Raw genomic sequence first — 19,166 nt, forward strand, 5'->3', positions numbered from 1 at the left:
TAATAAACGGCCGATGATAATACTTGCCACTCCCTATGAGTGACAAGCCTGTATTTGTTAAAATTCATTCTTCCACGCACGTAAAGCGGTAAAAACTGATAAAGGATCGGTCTGCTCGGTACGATTAGATACTGATTTTACTACACTTGGTTCTGTGTAGCGTAAGAAGGGGTTAATAAACTTTTCTTGTCTTAAATTTGTGGGGATGGTCGACTTATTTTGAGCTCGAAGCCGATTCACTTGATCGCGGTATTGTTGTAAATGTTGGTTGTCAGGCTCAACAGCCAGTGCAAAAGCGATATTGGCTGCCGTGTATTCATGAGCACAGTAAACCTCGGTTTCTTGTGGGAGTGCTGTGATCTTGTTCAATGCATCAAACATCTGCTGTGGTGTGCCTTCCATGATTCGCCCACAACCGGCTGAAAACAGTACATCGCCACAAAACAGTTTGGCATCACCCACATAACCAATGTGCCCAGCGGTGTGTCCACTAAGCCCTAGTACGAGGAATACTTCGCCAAACAGCTCTAATTGGTCACCGTCATCAACGGGATGGGTTAAGGTCGGGATAGGTTCATTTTTGGGGCCAACGACATCCGCACTAGGGAATTGTCTTACCAACTCTGGCACGCCACCAATGTGATCGTGGTGGTGGTGCGTAATCAAGATTGCATCTAAAGTTAGCTCATGGTGTGCTAAGTACTCTAATACTGGAGCTGCATCACCAGGGTCGACGACAGCACAACGGCGATCGCTATTTTGAATCAGCCAGATGTAATTGTCGTTAAATGCAGGTATGCTTTTGATATGTAACATTATTGGTTCTCCAGTCACTTTTAGTGAGACAGAATGAGTGAGACAGATTATTGATGAAGCCAGCACGTAGCAGAAAAAAGTTTGAGCGTCCTTATACTTGGGCACAATTGCACAATGGGGACTGGTTGAGAGAATCTATTCAAACTCGACTCGATGAGTGGTGTCCAAAACTATTTGGTTACCATATGCTCAAACTTGGTGGCCTCAGCAGTGAGATTTCTAGCTGCACATGCAACATTCAACATCAAGTAAACCTAGATATCCAGAACCCATTACATAATGTGATAGCAGATGGCTATAATTTACCCTTTTTAGAGAAAAGCTTTGATGTTGTGGTGCTGAGTCATCAGTTAGATTATAGCAACGACCCACACCGGCTATTGAGAGAAGTCGACCGAGTCATGATGGACGATGGCTATATCATCATCACCGGCTTTAACCCTTTTAGTGTGACTGGGCTTGCCAGTTTGATGCCTTGGCGAAAGAACAGCTTGCCATGGAGTGGGCGTATGTATACGCCAAACCGAATTAAAGATTGGCTAGGCGTACTTAATTATGAAGTGATTCATTGTGACACCTACGCGCTGTTCCCGATGAGTAAATACCAAGCGATGTGGACGTGGTTGGAGAACAGCTTAGGCAGCTGCGCATCGTTCGCTGGTAGCCAATACTTTATTGTTGCTCGTAAACGTACTTATCCGCTTAAACCGATCAAGCCACATTGGCACCTTAAGCGACGTTTCTCTCCTGTAGGAGCCAGTTTTAGAACCAATACGCGTCGCACCTTGGACTCCGCTAAAACTTCGTATCCGTTAAAAACAGAAAAAGCCGGCTCGTAGTCGGCTTTTCATCTATCTATTCGTTTCAGACACTATCTATCAGTTTCTGAAACCTATATCTCATTTACAGCGGTGATTAGCTTGGCTGATAGCCCGTATCTTCTTGAGTTGGGTTCTCTGCTGCAGCTCTTGCTAAATCATCACACATTTCGTTTTCTCTGTGTCCTGCGTGCCCTTTAACCCAGCGCCAATCAACGCTATGGCGCGCCGTCTCTTTGTCGAGTCTTTGCCATAGGTCTGCATTTTTGACGGGCTTTTTATCGGCCGTTTTCCAATCACGCTTTTTCCAGTTGTGAATCCACTGTGTAATGCCTTGGCGCACGTACTGGCTATCTGTGGTTAGAATGACAGAGCAAGGCTCTTTGAGGGTTTGGAGAGCCACGACAGCGGCGAGCATTTCCATTCGGTTATTGGTGGTTAGGGTAAAACCTTCCGCTAACGTCTTTTCGACTTTTTTGTAGCGAAGTACGATGCCATAGCCACCGGGACCTGGATTGCCTAAACAAGAACCATCAGTGAAAATTTCAACTTGTTTCGTCATGATTTGATACTATTACCTCAAGCACATTATCGGCATAGTCTGACACAGTTATCCTTATGAATACCAGTAGCACTCCAGAACAAAGCACGAACGAAAAAAATAGTTCGAATGAAAATAAACGCATCGTTGTACTCGATACTGAAACCACCGGTATGAATACAGAGGGTGGCCCTCACTATATGGGGCATCGCATCGTTGAAATTGGTGCCGTCGAGATCATCAACCGTAGGCTGACTGGGCGTCACTTCCACGTTTACATCAAGCCCGATCGTGCCATTCAAGAAGAGGCAATTGGCGTTCACGGTATTACCGATGAATTCTTGGTGGATAAACCAGAATACCAAGACATACATAAAGAGTTTCTCGACTTTATCAAAGGTGCGGAGCTGGTGGCTCATAATGCGCCCTTCGATACGGGCTTTATGGATTATGAGTTTGAAAAGCTAAACCCTTCGATAGGTAAAACGGATGACTACTGTAAAGTTACCGATACCTTGGCCATGGCGAAGAAGATATTCCCAGGCAAAAGGAATAACCTAGATATCTTATGTGACCGTTACGGTATTGATAACTCACACCGTACTCTCCACGGCGCATTACTCGATGCGGAGATCCTTGCCGACGTCTACTTATTGATGACGGGTGGGCAAACTTCGCTGCAATTTAACGCTGGCCAACAAGAAGGTGAAGCGGAAAGCATACGAAGAGTAGAAAGTGGTCGAAAATCTCTAAAGGTTTTACGAGCTACGGCCGATGAATTAGAAGCGCATCAAAGTCGTTTAGACCTCGTCGAGAAAAGCGGAAGCTGTCTCTGGCGTCAGTAGGGAGAAAGTATGTTAAGGGTATTGGCTACCGGTTGTTTATTGCTGTTGAGCTTTAGCTTACATGCAGCTACAGAATCTGTAATGAGTTTATTGGATAATCGCTTTCGAGTTGATCCCAGTATCGAACAAGTTACTTTTGTGATCTATCGAGCCGATAATTCTAAACCTGTCGTCTTAGTTCGTCCTGATGGCAAGAAGTATCACGCTTTACGTCACGACGATAATGTCCGTTGGTACCAAGAGTCGTCAATGGATATTATCTCGATCGATAATCCGATGCCTGGCCCTTGGCAAGCGGTAGGTAAAGTCTCACCTAAAAATAATATCAAACTCTTATCTCATCTGGTTTTAGACGCCAATGATTTTCCGGATAAGCTGTATCAAACAGAACACATCAAATTTACTGCCCGTTTGACTTCAGACGGTAAGCCGCTTGTCTTACGTGACTTTCTCGACCGAGTAAAACTTAAGGTCACTTTTACTAAGTTTGTTGAAAACGAAGAGTCGTTAGTGAGAGAGGCGCGACCAATTCCGGTTGTGATGGGCGAGTTTGCTGATGATGGCGCTGACCTTGACGAAAAAGCGGGAGATGGTGTATTCACCGTGTCGTTGCCAATGGACATTGAGCCTGGTAAATATCGAGCTCGAATTACTTCTGGTAATGGTGTGTTCCTGCGAGCCCAAGAGCAAGAAGTATTGGTCTACCCAACGCCAATCACGACCACCTTTATTCAATCTCGTAAAGAAGGCTTATCTCATACGTTAGTGGCGTCTGGTGAGTCAGGTATGATAGCACCAAGCTCTTTAGCGGCTCACATTGAGTATAAAGCCCCTGATGGGTATGTGATGTACAAACAAGGCCAAGCCGAAGCTGATGCGATGAAAGTGTCTTTATCATTACCCTATAATGATGATTTGGGAATTTACACTTGGTCGGGGATGGTTTATGCCACCGATGCGTCAAGCCAGCGTCCACTGATCTTCCCGATTACCGAGCAATCGTACAGTGTTGTTCAAGAGATAGATTTAGCCGAATCGCGACGCCTTCAAGAAGAGGCTCTTGCTAAGCAGAAGCGTATTGCTGAGAAATTAATGATTCTTCAAAAGAGAGAAGATGATAGGCAGCGCAGCATAATGATTATAGCGATAGGTAATGTGGCTGTGATTTTATTGGGCTTACTGATTTGGTTTGTAATACGTAAAATCGCAGCGAAGAAGAGAGCGCTACCTGAGATGCAGCTCAAGGCACCTAAGTAACTTGTCTGTATCACTAGAGTTGTCTTGGGATTGTTGTCTTGAGTGAGTAAACGTCGGGACAACAAACCTCGAGAGACTAAACTTAGATAGAACAAGCCTCGAGAGACTAAGCAATAAAATTTGTGACAATGAAGTGATGAATAAAAAACGGGACTCATTGGAGTCCCGTTTTTGTTGCTTTCTCTGACCTTAAGCGACGTTATCAATCGATTGGTTTGGATATTGCGACTTTGCTGCGAGCTCCTCTGGTGAGAAATCATCAACGTTAATCGTGTACAGTCTATGTTCCTCAGCGCTAATCAGAAGATTTGCTTCGTCTTGCGTTAAGATACCTTTCTCAAGCCCCAACTGAGCAACAAGATCAAGTCGTAAGAAAGCACGTTTTTGATGTGTTTCTTTACAAACCTTATCGAACAGAGGTTCAGCTTGAAGAATCACTTCTAGCGCTTTTTCAATCTTGCCTACTGGGTTGTATTCCGTTGCTTCCAAGTATTGGCCACGGCCGATACGAGAGCGTGTTTCGCTTGGTGTTTGTAGGATGTGCGCGACTTGGCTATCCAGCTTGTCGTTTGGTGCACGACGGATACGGCCAAATGGCATTAACACAACGCGAAGTAGGCGACCAATCACAGGGTTAGGGAAGTTCGCTAAGAACTCATCAATCGCCACTTCAGTTTGGCGTAAGCTATCTTGCATACCCCAATGGACTAATGGGAGATCTTCAGCGTGGCTACCTTCGCTTTCAAAGCGTTTAAGTGTTGCTGAACCTAGGTAGAGTTGACTCAGGATATCCCCCAGTCTTGCTGATAGGCGCTCTCTGCGTTTCAGTGAACCGCCTAATACAGCCATTGAAATATCAGACAGTAGCGCTAGGTTAGCACTGTAGCGGTTCAACTGTTGGTAGTAACGCTGTGTCTGCTTATCCGTTTTATTGGATGGTGTTGGAGCGTCTGAACCACGACCGTCGGTTAAACCAAACCACAAGCTGCGGACTAGGTTACTCATAGTAAAGCTAACGTGTCCTGCTAATGCTGAATCAAACTTATCAAGTGCATCGCTGCTTTCCGAATAAGCCGCTTCCATTTCGTTCAGAACATAAGGGTGGCAACGAATCGCGCCTTGACCATAGATGATCATTGAACGAGTCAGGATGTTCGCACCTTCAACGGTAATCGCGATTGGCGAACCTTGGTAGCCACGCGCTAAGAAGTTCGATGGACCTAAACAAATACCTTTACCACCGACGATATCCATCGCATCGATGATGCTGCGTTGACCACGGTGAGTACAGTGGTACTTAACGATGGCAGAGATAACTGAAGGCTTTTCGCCAAGGTCGATACCTGCAACCGTTAGGTTACTCGCTGCATCCATCACGTAAGCATTACCCGCTAGGCGTGCTAGTGGCTCTTCAACCCCTTCCATACGCCCGATTGGTTGTTTGAACTGACGACGAATGCGAGCATAAGCACCGGTTGCTAATGCTGCAGATTTAATACCACCGGTTGAGTTTGAAGGCAGTGTGATACCACGACCAACCGACAGACATTCAACCAACATACGCCAGCCTTGACCTGCCATTTTCTGGCCACCGATGATGAAATCGATAGGCACGAAGATGTCGTCACCTTGAGTCGGACCATTTTGGAACGGTACGTTAAGTGGGAAGTGGCGGTTGCCAATCTCTACGCCTTTTAAATCCGTTGGGATAAGCGCACAAGTGATGCCAAGGTCTTTTTGATCACCCAACAGGCCTTCAGGATCACGCAGTTTAAAGGCCAAACCTAAAACGGTCGCGACAGGCGCGAGAGTGATGTAACGCTTGTTCCAAGTTAAGCGCATGCCCAATACTTCTTCACCTTGCCATTCGCCTTTACATACCACACCGTAATCTGGGATTGAACCAGCATCCGATCCAGCTTCTGGGCTTGTTAGGGCAAAGCAAGGGATCTCTTTACCTTCGGCTAGGCGAGGTAAGTAGTGATTTCTTTGTTCTTCTGTACCATAGTGTTGCAATAGCTCACCGGGACCTAACGAATTAGGTACACCAACCGTTGATGATAATACACTAGAAACGCCGGTTAGTTTCTGTAGAACCAACGACTGAGCGTAAGCCGAGAACTCTAAGCCGCCGTATTTTTTCTTGATGATCATGGCGAAGAATTTGTGGTCTTTTAGGTACTGCCATACTTCTGGTGGTAAATCAGCAAGTTCATGTGTGACTTGGTAATCATTGACCATTTCACATACAGTATTTACAGGGCCATCTAAAAACGCTTGTTCCGCCTCAGAAAGTTTCGGATCCGCAATGTTTTGAAGCTTCTTCCACTCAGGCTTACCTTTGAACAGCTCAGCTTCCCACCATACTGTGCCAGCTTCTAATGCCTCTTTTTCCGTCTGAGACATTGCTGGTAGAACCTTCTTAAACAAAGAAAGTGCTTTTTGGCTAATCAGGGTCTGGCGAATTGCTGGTACAGCAAAGATTGCAATGGCCAATAGATAGCAAAGCCAACCAGTGACTGCCACGCTGCCAAACAGGGTTAATGCTACCATTGCGCCGGTTAACACAATTAATGCACGGACCAGACTAACTCTATGGTAAAGACAGACGCCTAAGATGGCTGTCATGCCGAGTAGGGAGAGCAATATGTTCATGATCGATTTCCTTTTCAGAGATCACTTATTGTTATTAAGTTTAGGTAAGAGGTCTAACCAGTTAAGTGTAAACAAAATATTAAATATTTGTAAAACTCCAAAGTGAATAAAAAGTGATCTCAATAGAGTTAAAGTTCTAATTGTGAGAGGTTGGTGCTGAATATTTGGACGGATCGACAGTGAGAGGTTAATTAAGATGGCAATCTTTGGGCTTAAGTGTCGACACTATTTCATGTTTGTGGGTAAACTCAGTTATAAAGAGGGGAAAACCCTCAATTCTCATTTCACGCACTTTAAGTTGCGTCAAAAAACATAAGAGATAAGCCAAATGTACCAAGACCTAATCAAAAGTGAATTGAACGAAGCTGCTGACGTTCTGAACAAGTTCTTGAGTGATGACCATAACATTGCTCAAATTGAAGCTGCTGCAAAAATGATTGCAGATTCATTCAAGCAAGAGGGCAAAGTGCTTTCTTGTGGTAACGGTGGCTCGCACTGTGATGCAATGCATTTCGCGGAAGAGCTAACAGGCCGATACCGTGAAAATCGTCCAGGCTTTGCTGGTATTGCGATTTCAGATCCGAGTCATCTGTCTTGCGTGAGTAACGACTTTGGCTACGATCACGTATTTTCTCGTTATGTAGAAGCGGTAGGTCGTAAAGGCGATGTGTTGTTTGGTTTGTCGACTTCAGGTAACTCTGGCAACATTCTAAAAGCGATTGAAGCAGCTCAAGCGAAAGGCATGAAAACTATCGCCTTAACAGGTAAAGATGGCGGCAAAATGGCAGGTTGTGCTGATATCGAAATCCGAGTACCACACTTTGGCTACGCTGACCGCATCCAAGAGATTCACATTAAGATCATCCACATTGTGATTCAGCTTGTTGAAAAAGAAATGGAATAATAGTTTTACAGACATTTGGAGCCTAGGTTTATGGCTCCATTGGTTTTAATAGGGAGTAGATTAAACCATGTGTGAATTGCTCGGTATGAGCGCGAATGTGCCAACTGATATTTGTTTTAGCTTTACTGGCCTTATGCAGCGTGGAGGCAACACTGGTCCACATCGTGATGGTTGGGGTATTACTTTCTATGAGGGAAAGGGCTTTCGTACATTTAAAGATCCTAATCCTAGTTGTGAATCAAAGATCGCTGAACTGGTTCAAAACTACCCAATTAAGAGCCAAGCTGTTGTCAGTCATATCCGTCAAGCCAACCGTGGTGGCGTTAATCTAGAAAATACTCACCCTTTCACTCGTGAGCTTTGGGGACGATACTGGACCTTTGCTCACAATGGTCAACTAACGGATTATGATGATCTGATTAGTGGCCGATTCAGACCCGTCGGTGAGACGGACAGTGAACTCTCTTTCTGTTGGCTGTTGAAACAACTTGAAGACCGTTTTCCTGAGCCACCTCAAGATATGGAAGGCATGTTTCGCTTTGTCGCTGAGTGCTGTGACCAGCTACGAGAGAAAGGTGTTTTCAATATGCTGCTCAGTGACGGTGAGTACGTAATGAACTACTGTACGAACCATTTGTACTGGATCACAAGACGCGCTCCTTTTGGTAACGCGAGCCTGATTGATGAAGATGTTGAGATTAACTTCCAAGAAGAAACCACGCCCAACGATGTGGTAACCGTCGTAGCAACTCAGCCTCTAACAGACAATGAAGAGTGGTTTAGAATGAAGCCAGGTGAATACGCGCTGTTTCATTTTGGAGAGTTAATTGGCAACAACCACCAAACGTTGGAAGATGTTGCTTATGCTCCGAAGAAGGTGGCAAGCCAAGCGCCAACTGAGCCATTGATCTAAACGTCTCGAATAGTATTAGTTTCAACCATATAAAAGAAAGGCCGCTTACTGAACTAATTAATCAGTAAGCGGCCTTTTTTGATTTGATTTGATTTGATTTAGTTTCTGACGAATTACTCTTCTGCGTAACCGTGTGTACCTAATGTTTCACCGTCTAAGACAGCCTTCCCGTTTACCATCGATAAACGATCTTCAGCAAACCATTTACAAACCATCGGGTAAATACAGTGCTCTTGAGTCAGTACACGGCTTGCTAACATGTCAGCATCATCATCTTCAAATACCGGCACCTTGGCTTGCAAGATCACAGGTCCACCATCGAGTTCTTCGGTAACAAAGTGAACACTTGTACCGTGTTCTTTGTCTCGCGCATCAATAGCGCGCTGGTGGGTGTGTAAGCCAGGGTATTTAGGAAGTAGAGAAGGGTGGATGTTGACCATTTTACCGGCATAGTGACGAACAAATTCTGAACTCAAGATACGCATGTATCCCGCAAGTACGATTAAATCGGGTTGGTAAGCATCGATCTGAATCATCAACTCATGATCGAAATCTTCACGTGAACCAAAGTTTTTTGGGTTCACAGAATGTGCGTCAACACCTGCGGTTTTCGCTCGCTCTAAACCAAAAGCTTCTGCTTTATTTGAGAAGACAGCTTTAACTGAAGCATCAATCATATTGCTATCGCAGGCGTCCAAAATTGCTTGCAAGTTACTTCCGCTTCCTGAAACTAAAACGACGATGTTTTTCTTAGAGTGACTGTTATTCATAGAATGGCTGTTTTTCATAGAGTGGGTCATACGATTGATTAACTGAACTGTTTACAATGTACCTACATAAACTAAGGTTTTCTGCGGGCTAAATAGCAAAATGAGGACCATTAGGTCCTCATTGATTAACTAAGTAAGTGAGCGTATCACTTATTTGATTTCAACTTGCTCTTCGCCAGCTTCAGCGTTTGCGATCTCACCGATAACCCAAGCGTTTTCGCCTTCGGCTTTCAGCAGTTCAACAGCAGCGTCTGCTTGATCTTTAGGTAGAGCAACAACTAGGCCTACACCACAGTTGAAAGTGCGGTACATTTCAAATGTCTCCACGTTACCTTTCTCTTGTAGCCAGTTGAAGATAGCAGGCCATTCCCAGCTCTTGCCATCAATCACTGCTTTAGTGCCTTCAGGAAGTACGCGTGGGATGTTTTCCCAGAAACCACCACCTGTGATGTGTGAGATAGCATGAATGTCATGCTCTGCAATCATCTTAAGTGCCGATTTGATGTAAATCTTAGTCGGTTCTAGTAGGTGTTCACCGATAGTGCGACCTTCTAGCTCTTCACTCTTATCAGCACCAGAAACTTCTAGAACTTTACGAATTAGAGAGTAACCATTTGAGTGTGGACCACTTGAGCCAACAGCGATAAGTGCGTCGCCTGCAGCTACTTTAGTACCGTCGATGATGTCAGCTTTTTCTACAACACCAACACAGAAGCCGGCTACATCGTAGTCGTCGCCTTCGTACATACCTGGCATTTCAGCAGTTTCACCGCCTATCAGTGCACAACCTGCTTGAACACAGCCTTCAGCAATACCAGAAACAACATCTGCTGCTGTATCTACATCTAGCTTACCTGTTGCGTAGTAGTCTAGGAAGAATAGCGGCTCACCACCTTGAACGATTAAGTCGTTCACACACATTGCCACTAGGTCGATACCAATGGTGTCGTGTTTTTTCAGATCCAAAGCAAGGCGAAGTTTAGTACCCACACCATCAGTACCTGAAACAAGTACCGGCTCTTTGTATTTCGTTGGAAGTTCACATAGGGCGCCAAAGCCACCAATACCGCCCATTACTTCAGGGCGACGAGTGCGTTTAACAGCACCTTTAATACGGTCTACTAGTGCATTACCTGCATCGATATCAACACCAGCGTCTTTGTAGCTTAGAGAAGAAGTATTACCACTCACGGGATAGTCCTCGAACTTAAGTTGGATGTGAAAACGGCGCTATTCTAACAGGGCTTGATTGCCAAGAGCAAACGTTTGCGCGGTTTTTTTTATTAGAATAAAGATTCTGAAATAACCCCACAGTTCGTGTATAATCTACAGGTTTGTTTAAATATTGCCGGAGTTGGAAATGAAAGTTGTTGAAGTAAAACACCCGCTAGTAAAACATAAAATTGGCCTGATGCGTGAAGGTGACATTAGTACTAAGCGTTTTCGTGAGCTAGCGACAGAAGTGGGTAGCCTTCTAACATACGAAGCGACATCAGACTTTGAAACTGAACGTGTAACTATTGATGGTTGGAACGGCCCAGTAGAAGTTGACCAAATTAAAGGTAAAAAGGTAACAGTAGTGCCAATCCTACGTGCAGGTCTAGGCATGATGGATGGTGTTTTAGAGCATATGCCAAGTGCTCGAATCAGTGTCGTGGGTATCTACCGTGACGAAGAAACATTAGAGCCTGTACCATACTTCAACAAGCTAGCATCTAACATTGATGAGCGTATTGCTCTAGTGGTTGATCCAATGTTAGCAACTGGCGGTTCTATGATTGCAACTCTTGACCTTCTAAAAGAGCAAGGCTGTAAAGTATTTAAAGTACTGGTACTTGTTGCTGCCCCTGAAGGTATCGCAGCTCTAGAAAAAGCGCACCCAGATGTTGAGCTTTACACTGCGGCAATCGATGAGAAGCTAAACGACAAGGGCTACATTGTTCCTGGTCTTGGCGATGCTGGTGATAAGATCTTCGGTACTAAGTAATTCGGTTTCAGCTTAAGTGACTTAAACCGTTCTTAACTGACTGAATTAAAAGTATTAATAAAAAAGGGAGAGCATTAAATGCTCTCCCTTTTTGGATCATTGTTTGTGATTCTTTTGAATCCAGCCGTATCGATTGGTTAGTCGATCTGAGCTTTGTCTACCACAGTGTTATCACCGAGCTCTTCTGGAAGCACTAGGTTAAGCAGAATTGCCACGATACCGCATAAGCTTACGCCTTGCAGGCTAAAGTCGCCGATGCCAAATGCCATGCCGCCAATGCCGAAGACCAAAGTAATGCCGACAATCACTAGGTTGCGTGATTTGTGTAGATCAACTTTGTTCTGAATTAGAGTATTCAAACCTACCGTTGCGATTGAACCAAACAATAGAATCATGATGCCACCCATCACAGGAACTGGAATCGTTTGCAGTAGAGCGCCTAACTTACCAACCAATGCAAGAACGATGGCTGTTACCGCTGCCCAAGTCATGATCACTGGGTTGAATGCTTTGGTTAACATTACAGCTCCAGTTACTTCACTGTAGGTTGTATTTGGTGGCGCGCCCAGCATAGAAGCCGCGATTGTCGCCACACCGTCACCTGTGATGGTGCGGTGTAAGCCTGGCTTCTTAAGGTAGTTTTTGCCGGTTACGTTAGAGATAGCAAGCATGTCGCCAACGTGCTCAACGGCTGGCGCAATTGCCACAAACACCATAAAGAAGATAGCGTTGATGTTGAACTCAGGTGCTGTGAAGTTTGGTAGTGCCAACCAAGACGCTTGAGCTACAGGTGTGAAGTCTACCGCGCCATATACCAAACTGGTGATGTAACCTGCAACAATACCACCGAAGATAGGCAGCAGTTTAAGGAAGCCTTTTGAGAACACACTGATAACAATTGTTACTAGCAGTGAAATCGAAGAGATCCACAGTGCTGCGTCTGCATCAACAAGCTGAACCGCGCCATCGCCTGTTTTACCTAGCGCCATGTTTACCGCAACAGGCGCAAGACCTAAGCCGATCACCATGATTACAGGACCAACAACGACTGGGGGAAGAAGTTTATGAATGAAGGCGACACCACGTACTTTAATCAATGCACCCATTAATACATACACAACACCTGCCGCCATTAGGCCACCCATGGTTGCACCTACACCCCAAGTTTGAATGCCAAACATAATAGGTGCGATGAATGCAAAAGAAGACGCAAGGAAAATAGGTACTGAACGGCGTGTAATAAGTTGGAATAAAAGGGTACCGATACCTGCACCAAAGAGCGCTACGTTGGGATCAAGGCCTGTCAGCAGGGGCACCAGTACAAGTGCACCAAAAGCGACAAATAGCATTTGCGCACCTTGCAGAGCATTTTTCATGTTATGTCCTTAAAAATGGTCGTTATATGAAAAGCGAAAAATAAAATTCGCGGGATTCTATCACTTGGCAATCGGTTGCTATGTCAGATAGATCAAATTTATTTATATTAGTTATGTTTATCTCTATCAAAATAAGAAAAATTCAGTTTACAAGTGAACGATTTATTATGGTCAGGTGATATTTTGTGGTTATTAAACACGGTGGGTGCTAACGACCTTGCCCCTTAATCCATAGTTGCTTATCATCAAGGCACAAGCTTTGAATATTAGGATCAATATGCGCTACATAGCATTGTTGTTGATGGGACTATTAGCCTCTCCGAGTTATGCCTTAACTCAAGTAGATATCTTTAGTGCTGAAGTTGCGATTAACGCTGAAGACAAACAACCAGAACAAGTGGCAAGAAATACTGGCATGGAGCAGGTATTGATACGTGCGACAGGCCAAACTGATGTTGCGTCGAATGAAACGATTCAAAAGGCGATGCGTAAGAGTGCGCAGTACATGTCTCAAATGAGTTTTGGCGAAAGCAATGACCAATCAACATTGCGTATGCGTTTTAACGGTGCTCAAATTCGTTCACTACTGACTCAAGCGCAATTACCGTATTGGCCTGATACTCGCTCAAATATTCTTGTTTGGCTGGTAGAAGAGAATAACTACGACAAGAGCATTGTCTGGGAACACTCCAATTCATTATTAGCTGCAGGCTTACAAGCTAATGCAAAAGAACGTGGTTTGCCTTTGATGCTTCCTGTTGGTGATTTTGATGATGTTACGGGAGTGGCTACCTCGGATTTGTGGGGCAGCTTTGTCATACCGATTAGCAACGCGAGTCAACGTTACCCTGTTGATGCTGTTTTGGTGATTAAGGCACAGTCTTCTGGATTACGCTGGACTTTGTATGACCAAAAACCAAACCAACTGACGAGTGCACCAACATCACCGGTAAGTGGTTCGGTATCGGGTAACAGTGCGACGACTTCTAAGAAATTGGTTGATCAAATCAGTAACTACTACGCAGGCAAAAGCGCTGTTGTTGTAGCAAGTGAATCATCAGAGTCGATTTTAACGCAGTTTATCAGTTTGAATAATGCGCGAGACTTCTTCCAATTGGAGAATGCACTGAAGCGTCTAAACTCGGTGGCAAGCTTAGATATTCTACAAATTCAAAACAATGAAGTGACGTTCCGAATTCATTTGTTATCGACCCAACAAGAGTTTGAACAAGAAGTTGCAAGCATTCGCCAAGTCGCGAAGGTTGAAGAGTCTTATATCGAACCTGAAGTGAGCCCAGAATTTGAAGCGCAAGATAACATTATGTCTGTAGGCGATGACTCTGCTGTTGTTACTGATGCGATGGGCAATGAAACTCCAAGCGTTCAAGTGATTAAAGGCAGTGAGTTATCTACAGATGCTGAGCTAACAAATACAGCTGAGATGACGCTAGGTGAATCTGATGAGGAAGCGTTACCAGTCACAGCGCCAGTACACGCTAAGCCAAGCTTAGTATACGAATGGGTTCGCTCGTAATCGTCTACCGACATGACAGACAGACAGATCGATATGAAATCATGAAAAAAAGCCCTGTAAGAGAAGATCGCAGGGCTTTTTGTTTATCTGTTGTCATGTCAGATCCAGAGCATCGAACCAATATTATTGCTCGAACTTAGCTTTCTCTTTCTTTTCTACTTCGGAAAGGCGCTTCAACTTGATGTCTAACTCTTTGGCCCTAAAACGGGTAAATAATATATTGCCTGCGAAGCCTAGAGTCGTCAAAAGCAGTTCTACAGCGGCTAACAAGCGCTCTCCACCATCTATATACAAGATGGTTAATGCATGTAGGAAGTAGAGCATTAGGACGAAGTTCGCCCAAGCATGCGTATAAGGTTTACCAGCTAGGATGCCCGGTAATGGCAGTAACAGCGGTATAGCCCAAGCAATCGCCAGTGTTACATTACTGAGGTGAGGGTGCGGTGAAAGTGTCATTTGCCAAGCAACCACCCAGAATAACAGCGACAAATTGCCCGTTAAAGCAAGGTAGCGAAATAGCTTGGTTTTGGGAGACATCGGTCTCTCTGACATATACATCATTGAGGCATTCCCTTCTGGTTAATAGCGATGCGCGCTACGCGTTTGCCTAGGTTTTGCGCCAACTCAATTTCTTCTTTGCTTAATGAAGCGCTCTCTCCAGTGCTGCTTGCACCGTAAGGTGTGCCACCGGTTTGAGTGGTGTGCAGCGCAGGTTCTGAATAGGGGATGCCCACGATTAACATGCCATGATGAAGTAGAGGCAGTATCATGCTTTGCTGTGTCGTCTCTTGACCACCATGTAGTGATGAAGAGGAAGTAAATACACAACCTGGTTTATCGATGAGATCGCCATTAATCCATAACGATGTTGTGCTATCCCAAAAGTGCTTCATTGGCCCAGCCATATTGCCAAACCATACTGGGCTGCCGAGTGCTAAACCGTCGCAAGAACGGAGATCTTGTAAGGTCGCAATAGGATCTGTTGGCTGATAGCGCGAATCCGGCTGCTCTTCTACCGTATACACGTTGTTCACCGTTCTTAGTATGGCTTCGCAGTTCGGGATGGATTCCACCCCACGAGCGATTTGCCTTGCTAGCGCTTGGGTGTTGCCGTGTCGACTATAGTAGAGAACAAGAATGTTGATGCTCATATTGGATTACAGAATCTCTAGTACTTGTTCTGGTGGACGACCAATTTTTGCTTTGTTGTTCGCGACAACCACTGGGCGTTCAAATAGTTTTGGATTCGTTGCCATTGCAGCGAAAAGATCTTCATCAGTCACTGATGCGCCACCAAGGTTCGCTTCTTTGTAATCCGCTTCTTTGGTACGCATCATGTCGCGAACACTCTCAAAACCAAGCTGAGTGAAAAGCACTTTCAGCTGTTCAACAGTCAAAGGCGTATCTAGGTATTTGATCACCTCTGGTTGTACGCCGTTTGCTTCAAGCAGTTCGAGAGTTTGACGGCTCTTTGAGCAGCGTGGGTTATGATAAATCACGACAGACATGGTTCTTCCTCATTATTATTTTTGATTTAATCGTTTAGTCGAAGCCAACTGAGTGGCTTCTTATTATGTAACGTTGAGCTTTCTTTGTATTTTGGCAACGAGCTTCGCTGCCAGTCAATATACTTATTGCAACGATAAGAAGCGTTCGCGCTGTATCATTAGTTGATCAATTCGAGCGTCATAACGTGCTTGTTTTAGGCTGCCTAGTTCTGCTATTTGGCTCGCCTGTGTGTAGTACTGAATCGCTTTGTTCCAGTTGGCTTGCAGTGCCAAGATCTCTGCTCTAGCAGACAATTCTTCATCGCTGTTACCAAGGTTTGTATTTGCCTTTGAAAGCAGGTACCAACCATTGGTGTCGTTCGGGTTATCGTGTGTGTAACGTTGCAATACGCGGACTGCTTCCTGTAGGTCTTCATTTTCAATCAGTGCATTGGCGTAGTTAATAGTTAGAACTGAGTTGTTTGGTTGACGCTCAAGTGCTGACTTCAGTTCTTTAATCGCAATATCAGGCTTTTTCTGTTCGATGTGCAGATCTGAAATAGCATCCAGATAGAACAAGTTGGTTGGATCGCTATTCATCAGCTTGGTCAGAATCGGTTCTGCTTTATCCAGTTTTTTTGAATCTAGGTAAACCAGTGCTTGCCCATACTCTAATGATGGAACCAAGGCTTTGGGGGCTTTCTTCAGCTTGCGCTCAAACCAATCAAGAGCTGCATCATTATTAATACCTGCATAGCGTGCAACAATCCGAGCTCTTGCTAGATGATAATCCAATGACGGAGCCAGTTTTAGTGGGGTATAGCTACGAGCACGCGCACGTGAATCTGTGATTCGATCTTCAGGCAACGGGTGAGTTAATAGCATTGGGGGCGGTGTGCTCGCATAGCGGTATTCATCAGCTAAGCGGCCAAAGAAACGTGGCATAGCGTTTACATCGAACCCTGCTTTTGCAAGCGTGTTGATACCAAAGCGGTCGGCTTCTTTTTCATTACTTCGGGTGTAGTTTATTTGGCTTTGCATGTTACCAGCAGATGTTGCAGTGATTGCTGCGATACCGGCTTCTGGTGCTGCAATCGCTAATAATACAGAAGCGGCTAGTGCTGCGATGGTTGCAGGAGAACGGCGAGCTTGATCTTCCATGCTACGTGCTAAGTGACGTTGGGTAACGTGCGCGATTTCGTGCGCTAATACGGAAGCCAATTCACTTTCCGATTGTGCATGCAGAAACAAACCTGAGTGCAAAGCAACATAGCCACCAAAGAAAGCAAAGGCGTTGATGTTGCGGTCACGGATCATAAAGAACTGGAAAGGTGTCTTTACATCATTTGCGTTAGCGACAAGGCGATGACCAAGCGTATCAATATACTGGTTTAGAACAGGGTCGTTTACGATAGGCTGGCTGCTTCTGATGATGCGCATGTAGGCATCACCATAGATAAGTTCTTGATCGATAGTGAGTGTGCCGCCAGCAGCGGTGCCGATATCGGGTAGCTCCAAACCATTGGTATTTGCCAACGTTGGAGTGCTTAATGTAGCTGCGATGCATAAGCAAGCAATTGAGCGAGCGCGTTTAAACATATTAGTCAGTAATACTCCGTTTCTTCTGACAGTAAGACAAGTGCAATGCAAATTGGTTCTCTATCTGATTTAACCTTTACTAAGTGCGTGCGCTATCATCAAGGAAGATGAATGAATGATGGCGCGTTTTCAAAAACAGATTACAATACGACCCTTATAATAAGCATCGAGCTAAAGAATGACACCTAATATTCTAGATTTACGCCAAGAGCGCTGTCCAATGGCATTATTATTAGCCAAGCGTCACAGTGTAAAGTTAGAAGTAGGGCAATCATTGTCAATTTATGTCTCTGATAACAGCTCGATGAAAGATATTGTTACTTTTTTGTCTCTGCAAGCCTATGACGTCATCACTGAGGTTTGCTCTAATTACCATCATCTCCTCGTCACTAAAAAGGAATTGCAGTCAGATGCTTGAAATGGTCAATCGTTGGTATAAACGACGTTTCTCTGATCCCCATGCTGTCAGCTTGGTTGCCATCATTCTCTTTGGCTTTGTTACGATCTACTTCTTTGGTCACCTTATTGCTCCACTTTTGGTGGCTATTGTGTTGGCTTACCTACTTGAGTGGCCGGTTACCCAGCTTCAACGACTCGGTGTTCCAAGAACGCCCTCGGTGATGTTGGTGATCATGATGTTCTTCAGCGTGATGCTATTGGCATTGTTTGGTCTAGTACCAACGATTTGGGAGCAAGTGGGGAATCTCATTAATGATATCCCGAGCATGTACGGAAGCTTGCAAAAGTTTATTGCGACCATTCCCGACCGTTACCCAGAATTAGCTAACTTACAGATTGTTGAATCCGTCATGTCGAATGCGAAGAACAAAGCATTAGGCTTTGGTGAAAGCGTTGTGAAAGGCTCTTTAGCTTCTCTTGTTAGTTTGGCGACGCTTGCGGTTTACCTGATTCTTGTACCGCTGCTGATTTTCTTCCTTTTGAAAGACAAAGAAGAGATGATGAGAATGGCAAGTGGTGTTCTGCCTAAGAACCGTCGTCTAGCGACCAAGGTTTGGGTAGAGATGAACCAACAAATCTCAAACTACATTCGCGGTAAGGTGCTTGAGATCCTGATTGTTGGTGGTGTGAGCTACGTAACTTTTGCGATTCTGGATTTACGTTATTCAGCACTGCTGGCTGTCGCGGTGGGTTTCTCTGTTTTAATTCCGTATATCGGTGCTGCGGCAGTGACGGTTCCAGTGGCGATTGTTGGCCTGTTCCAGTGGGGACTAGAGCCTCAGTTCTACTGGCTGCTTCTCGCTTATGGCATCATTCAAGCACTAGACGGCAATGTGTTAGTGCCGGTTCTGTTCTCGGAAGCGGTAAACCTACACCCAGTAGCGATTATTGTTGCAGTGTTAGTGTTCGGCGGACTGTGGGGGTTTTGGGGCGTGTTCTTTGCTATCCCTCTAGCCACGTTGGTGAAAGCGGTTTGGAATGCCTTACCGAGTCATGCTCTCGACGATGATCCTGAACATCAATCGTAATTGAAGAACAATACAGTTGAGTAAGTACTAGAAAGGCCGAATATCCATGATATTCGGCCTTTTTGCATTTGGCTTAGTAGTGAGTAGTGTATTTATACCAATCGTAGTAAATAACTGATCACCCTAGCTTGTTAAAAACCTCGATAGCTTCGTTAGAATTTTTGATTGTAGAATAAC

At 44.7% G+C, this 19,166-nt stretch carries 19 protein-coding genes; 9 read left to right on the forward strand and 10 right to left on the reverse strand.

Translation table 11 applies throughout. The features are described from left to right. Positions 1-57: 57 nt before the first annotated feature. Positions 58-816 carry a hydroxyacylglutathione hydrolase gene (gloB, locus tag AB4407_RS12860; RefSeq protein WP_372120822.1) on the reverse strand — a complete coding sequence of 253 codons (759 nt, stop codon included), beginning with the start codon at positions 814-816 and terminating at the stop codon, positions 58-60. A gap of 53 nt (positions 817-869) precedes the next feature. On the opposite strand from gloB, the gene AB4407_RS12865 reads away from it, so the two are divergent. After that, positions 870-1,655, forward strand: a complete 786-nt coding sequence (locus AB4407_RS12865; protein WP_372120823.1) for a class I SAM-dependent methyltransferase — start codon at positions 870-872, stop codon at positions 1,653-1,655. A 76-nt stretch (positions 1,656-1,731) separates the two neighbouring features. Here the strand turns inward: AB4407_RS12865 and rnhA are convergent, their stop codons facing one another. Continuing rightward, positions 1,732-2,196: a ribonuclease HI gene (rnhA, locus tag AB4407_RS12870; protein ID WP_372120824.1), complete on the reverse strand. Its 465-nt coding sequence runs from the start codon at positions 2,194-2,196 to the stop codon at positions 1,732-1,734. 56 nt (positions 2,197-2,252) lie between these two features. Between rnhA and dnaQ the strand changes: the two genes are divergently transcribed. Next, complete coding sequence (dnaQ, locus tag AB4407_RS12875) at positions 2,253-3,020, forward strand: DNA polymerase III subunit epsilon (RefSeq protein WP_372120825.1); 768 nt, start codon at positions 2,253-2,255, stop codon at positions 3,018-3,020. 9 nt (positions 3,021-3,029) lie between these two features. Further along, on the forward strand, positions 3,030-4,277 hold the full coding sequence (locus tag AB4407_RS12880) for a TIGR03503 family protein (protein WP_372120826.1): 1,248 nt from the start codon (positions 3,030-3,032) through the stop codon (positions 4,275-4,277). Between the two features lie 189 nt (positions 4,278-4,466). Here the strand turns inward: AB4407_RS12880 and fadE are convergent, their stop codons facing one another. Further along, positions 4,467-6,932 carry an acyl-CoA dehydrogenase FadE gene (gene fadE, locus AB4407_RS12885; RefSeq protein ID WP_372120827.1) on the reverse strand — a complete coding sequence of 822 codons (2,466 nt, stop codon included), beginning with the start codon at positions 6,930-6,932 and terminating at the stop codon, positions 4,467-4,469. Positions 6,933-7,260: 328 nt separating this feature from the next. Here fadE and lpcA point away from each other — a divergent pair, with 328 nt between their 5' ends. Then, the gene (lpcA, locus tag AB4407_RS12890; RefSeq protein WP_009847390.1) at positions 7,261-7,836 is read left to right on the forward strand and encodes a D-sedoheptulose 7-phosphate isomerase; all 576 of its coding nucleotides are present in this window, start codon (positions 7,261-7,263) and stop codon (positions 7,834-7,836) included. 67 nt (positions 7,837-7,903) lie between these two features. After that, entirely contained in the window at positions 7,904-8,749 is an 846-nt protein-coding gene (locus tag AB4407_RS12895) for a class II glutamine amidotransferase (RefSeq protein ID WP_372120828.1), read from the forward strand. A 113-nt stretch (positions 8,750-8,862) separates the two neighbouring features. On the opposite strand, the gene purN is transcribed toward AB4407_RS12895, so the two are convergent. Both purN and purM read right to left on the reverse strand, forming a co-directional pair. Beyond that, on the reverse strand, positions 8,863-9,549 hold the full coding sequence (purN, locus tag AB4407_RS12900) for a phosphoribosylglycinamide formyltransferase (RefSeq protein WP_372120829.1): 687 nt from the start codon (positions 9,547-9,549) through the stop codon (positions 8,863-8,865). A gap of 120 nt (positions 9,550-9,669) precedes the next feature. After that, positions 9,670-10,710, reverse strand: coding sequence for a phosphoribosylformylglycinamidine cyclo-ligase (gene purM / locus AB4407_RS12905; RefSeq protein ID WP_008222945.1), 1,041 nt, complete (start codon positions 10,708-10,710; stop codon positions 9,670-9,672). A gap of 169 nt (positions 10,711-10,879) precedes the next feature. Between purM and upp the strand changes: the two genes are divergently transcribed. Beyond that, entirely contained in the window at positions 10,880-11,506 is a 627-nt protein-coding gene (gene upp, locus AB4407_RS12910) for a uracil phosphoribosyltransferase (RefSeq protein ID WP_009847387.1), read from the forward strand. A gap of 137 nt (positions 11,507-11,643) precedes the next feature. Here upp and AB4407_RS12915 read toward each other — a convergent pair whose 3' ends face one another. Beyond that, positions 11,644-12,882, reverse strand: coding sequence for a uracil-xanthine permease family protein (locus AB4407_RS12915; protein WP_372120830.1), 1,239 nt, complete (start codon positions 12,880-12,882; stop codon positions 11,644-11,646). A gap of 277 nt (positions 12,883-13,159) precedes the next feature. On the opposite strand from AB4407_RS12915, the gene AB4407_RS12920 reads away from it, so the two are divergent. After that, the gene (locus tag AB4407_RS12920) at positions 13,160-14,416 is read left to right on the forward strand and encodes a DUF2066 domain-containing protein (RefSeq protein ID WP_372120831.1); all 1,257 of its coding nucleotides are present in this window, start codon (positions 13,160-13,162) and stop codon (positions 14,414-14,416) included. Between the two features lie 123 nt (positions 14,417-14,539). On the opposite strand, the gene AB4407_RS12925 is transcribed toward AB4407_RS12920, so the two are convergent. From AB4407_RS12925 to AB4407_RS12940, 4 genes are all read right to left on the reverse strand, one after another. Further along, positions 14,540-14,977, reverse strand: a complete 438-nt coding sequence (locus AB4407_RS12925) for a DUF2069 domain-containing protein (RefSeq protein ID WP_372120832.1) — start codon at positions 14,975-14,977, stop codon at positions 14,540-14,542. Next, the gene (gene wrbA / locus AB4407_RS12930; RefSeq protein WP_372120833.1) at positions 14,974-15,567 is read right to left on the reverse strand and encodes an NAD(P)H:quinone oxidoreductase; all 594 of its coding nucleotides are present in this window, start codon (positions 15,565-15,567) and stop codon (positions 14,974-14,976) included. The genes AB4407_RS12925 and wrbA overlap by 4 nt, the downstream gene beginning before the upstream one ends. Before the next feature lie 6 nt (positions 15,568-15,573). Then, positions 15,574-15,924: an arsenate reductase (glutaredoxin) gene (gene arsC / locus AB4407_RS12935; protein WP_372120834.1), complete on the reverse strand. Its 351-nt coding sequence runs from the start codon at positions 15,922-15,924 to the stop codon at positions 15,574-15,576. A 123-nt stretch (positions 15,925-16,047) separates the two neighbouring features. Next, on the reverse strand, positions 16,048-17,502 hold the full coding sequence (locus AB4407_RS12940; RefSeq protein ID WP_372120835.1) for a M48 family metalloprotease: 1,455 nt from the start codon (positions 17,500-17,502) through the stop codon (positions 16,048-16,050). A 178-nt stretch (positions 17,503-17,680) separates the two neighbouring features. Here AB4407_RS12940 and AB4407_RS12945 point away from each other — a divergent pair, with 178 nt between their 5' ends. Both AB4407_RS12945 and AB4407_RS12950 read left to right on the forward strand, forming a co-directional pair. Beyond that, positions 17,681-17,920, forward strand: a complete 240-nt coding sequence (locus AB4407_RS12945) for a sulfurtransferase TusA family protein (RefSeq protein ID WP_372120837.1) — start codon at positions 17,681-17,683, stop codon at positions 17,918-17,920. Beyond that, positions 17,913-18,989 carry an AI-2E family transporter gene (locus AB4407_RS12950; RefSeq protein WP_372120838.1) on the forward strand — a complete coding sequence of 359 codons (1,077 nt, stop codon included), beginning with the start codon at positions 17,913-17,915 and terminating at the stop codon, positions 18,987-18,989. Before AB4407_RS12945 ends, AB4407_RS12950 begins: the two co-directional genes overlap by 8 nt. Positions 18,990-19,166 lie beyond the last annotated feature (177 nt).

The organism is Vibrio sp. 10N.261.46.E11 (assembly GCF_041472735.1).
Taxonomy (GTDB): domain Bacteria; phylum Pseudomonadota; class Gammaproteobacteria; order Enterobacterales; family Vibrionaceae; genus Vibrio.

What these genes read in the sequence shown, in the direction of transcription:
- gloB (WP_372120822.1), bottom strand. Translation starts at nt 816, where the DNA reads ATGTTACATATCAAAAGCATACCTGCATTTAACGACAATTACATCTGG.
- AB4407_RS12865 (WP_372120823.1), top strand. Translation starts at nt 870, where the DNA reads ATGAAGCCAGCACGTAGCAGAAAAAAGTTTGAGCGTCCTTATACTTGG.
- rnhA (WP_372120824.1), bottom strand. Translation starts at nt 2,196, where the DNA reads ATGACGAAACAAGTTGAAATTTTCACTGATGGTTCTTGTTTAGGCAAT.
- dnaQ (WP_372120825.1), top strand. Translation starts at nt 2,253, where the DNA reads ATGAATACCAGTAGCACTCCAGAACAAAGCACGAACGAAAAAAATAGT.
- AB4407_RS12880 (WP_372120826.1), top strand. Translation starts at nt 3,030, where the DNA reads ATGTTAAGGGTATTGGCTACCGGTTGTTTATTGCTGTTGAGCTTTAGC.
- fadE (WP_372120827.1), bottom strand. Translation starts at nt 6,932, where the DNA reads ATGAACATATTGCTCTCCCTACTCGGCATGACAGCCATCTTAGGCGTC.
- lpcA (WP_009847390.1), top strand. Translation starts at nt 7,261, where the DNA reads ATGTACCAAGACCTAATCAAAAGTGAATTGAACGAAGCTGCTGACGTT.
- AB4407_RS12895 (WP_372120828.1), top strand. Translation starts at nt 7,904, where the DNA reads ATGTGTGAATTGCTCGGTATGAGCGCGAATGTGCCAACTGATATTTGT.
- purN (WP_372120829.1), bottom strand. Translation starts at nt 9,549, where the DNA reads ATGACCCACTCTATGAAAAACAGCCATTCTATGAATAACAGTCACTCT.
- upp (WP_009847387.1), top strand. Translation starts at nt 10,880, where the DNA reads ATGAAAGTTGTTGAAGTAAAACACCCGCTAGTAAAACATAAAATTGGC.
- AB4407_RS12915 (WP_372120830.1), bottom strand. Translation starts at nt 12,882, where the DNA reads ATGAAAAATGCTCTGCAAGGTGCGCAAATGCTATTTGTCGCTTTTGGT.
- AB4407_RS12920 (WP_372120831.1), top strand. Translation starts at nt 13,160, where the DNA reads ATGCGCTACATAGCATTGTTGTTGATGGGACTATTAGCCTCTCCGAGT.
- AB4407_RS12925 (WP_372120832.1), bottom strand. Translation starts at nt 14,977, where the DNA reads ATGATGTATATGTCAGAGAGACCGATGTCTCCCAAAACCAAGCTATTT.
- wrbA (WP_372120833.1), bottom strand. Translation starts at nt 15,567, where the DNA reads ATGAGCATCAACATTCTTGTTCTCTACTATAGTCGACACGGCAACACC.
- arsC (WP_372120834.1), bottom strand. Translation starts at nt 15,924, where the DNA reads ATGTCTGTCGTGATTTATCATAACCCACGCTGCTCAAAGAGCCGTCAA.
- AB4407_RS12940 (WP_372120835.1), bottom strand. Translation starts at nt 17,502, where the DNA reads ATGTTTAAACGCGCTCGCTCAATTGCTTGCTTATGCATCGCAGCTACA.
- AB4407_RS12945 (WP_372120837.1), top strand. Translation starts at nt 17,681, where the DNA reads ATGACACCTAATATTCTAGATTTACGCCAAGAGCGCTGTCCAATGGCA.
- AB4407_RS12950 (WP_372120838.1), top strand. Translation starts at nt 17,913, where the DNA reads ATGCTTGAAATGGTCAATCGTTGGTATAAACGACGTTTCTCTGATCCC.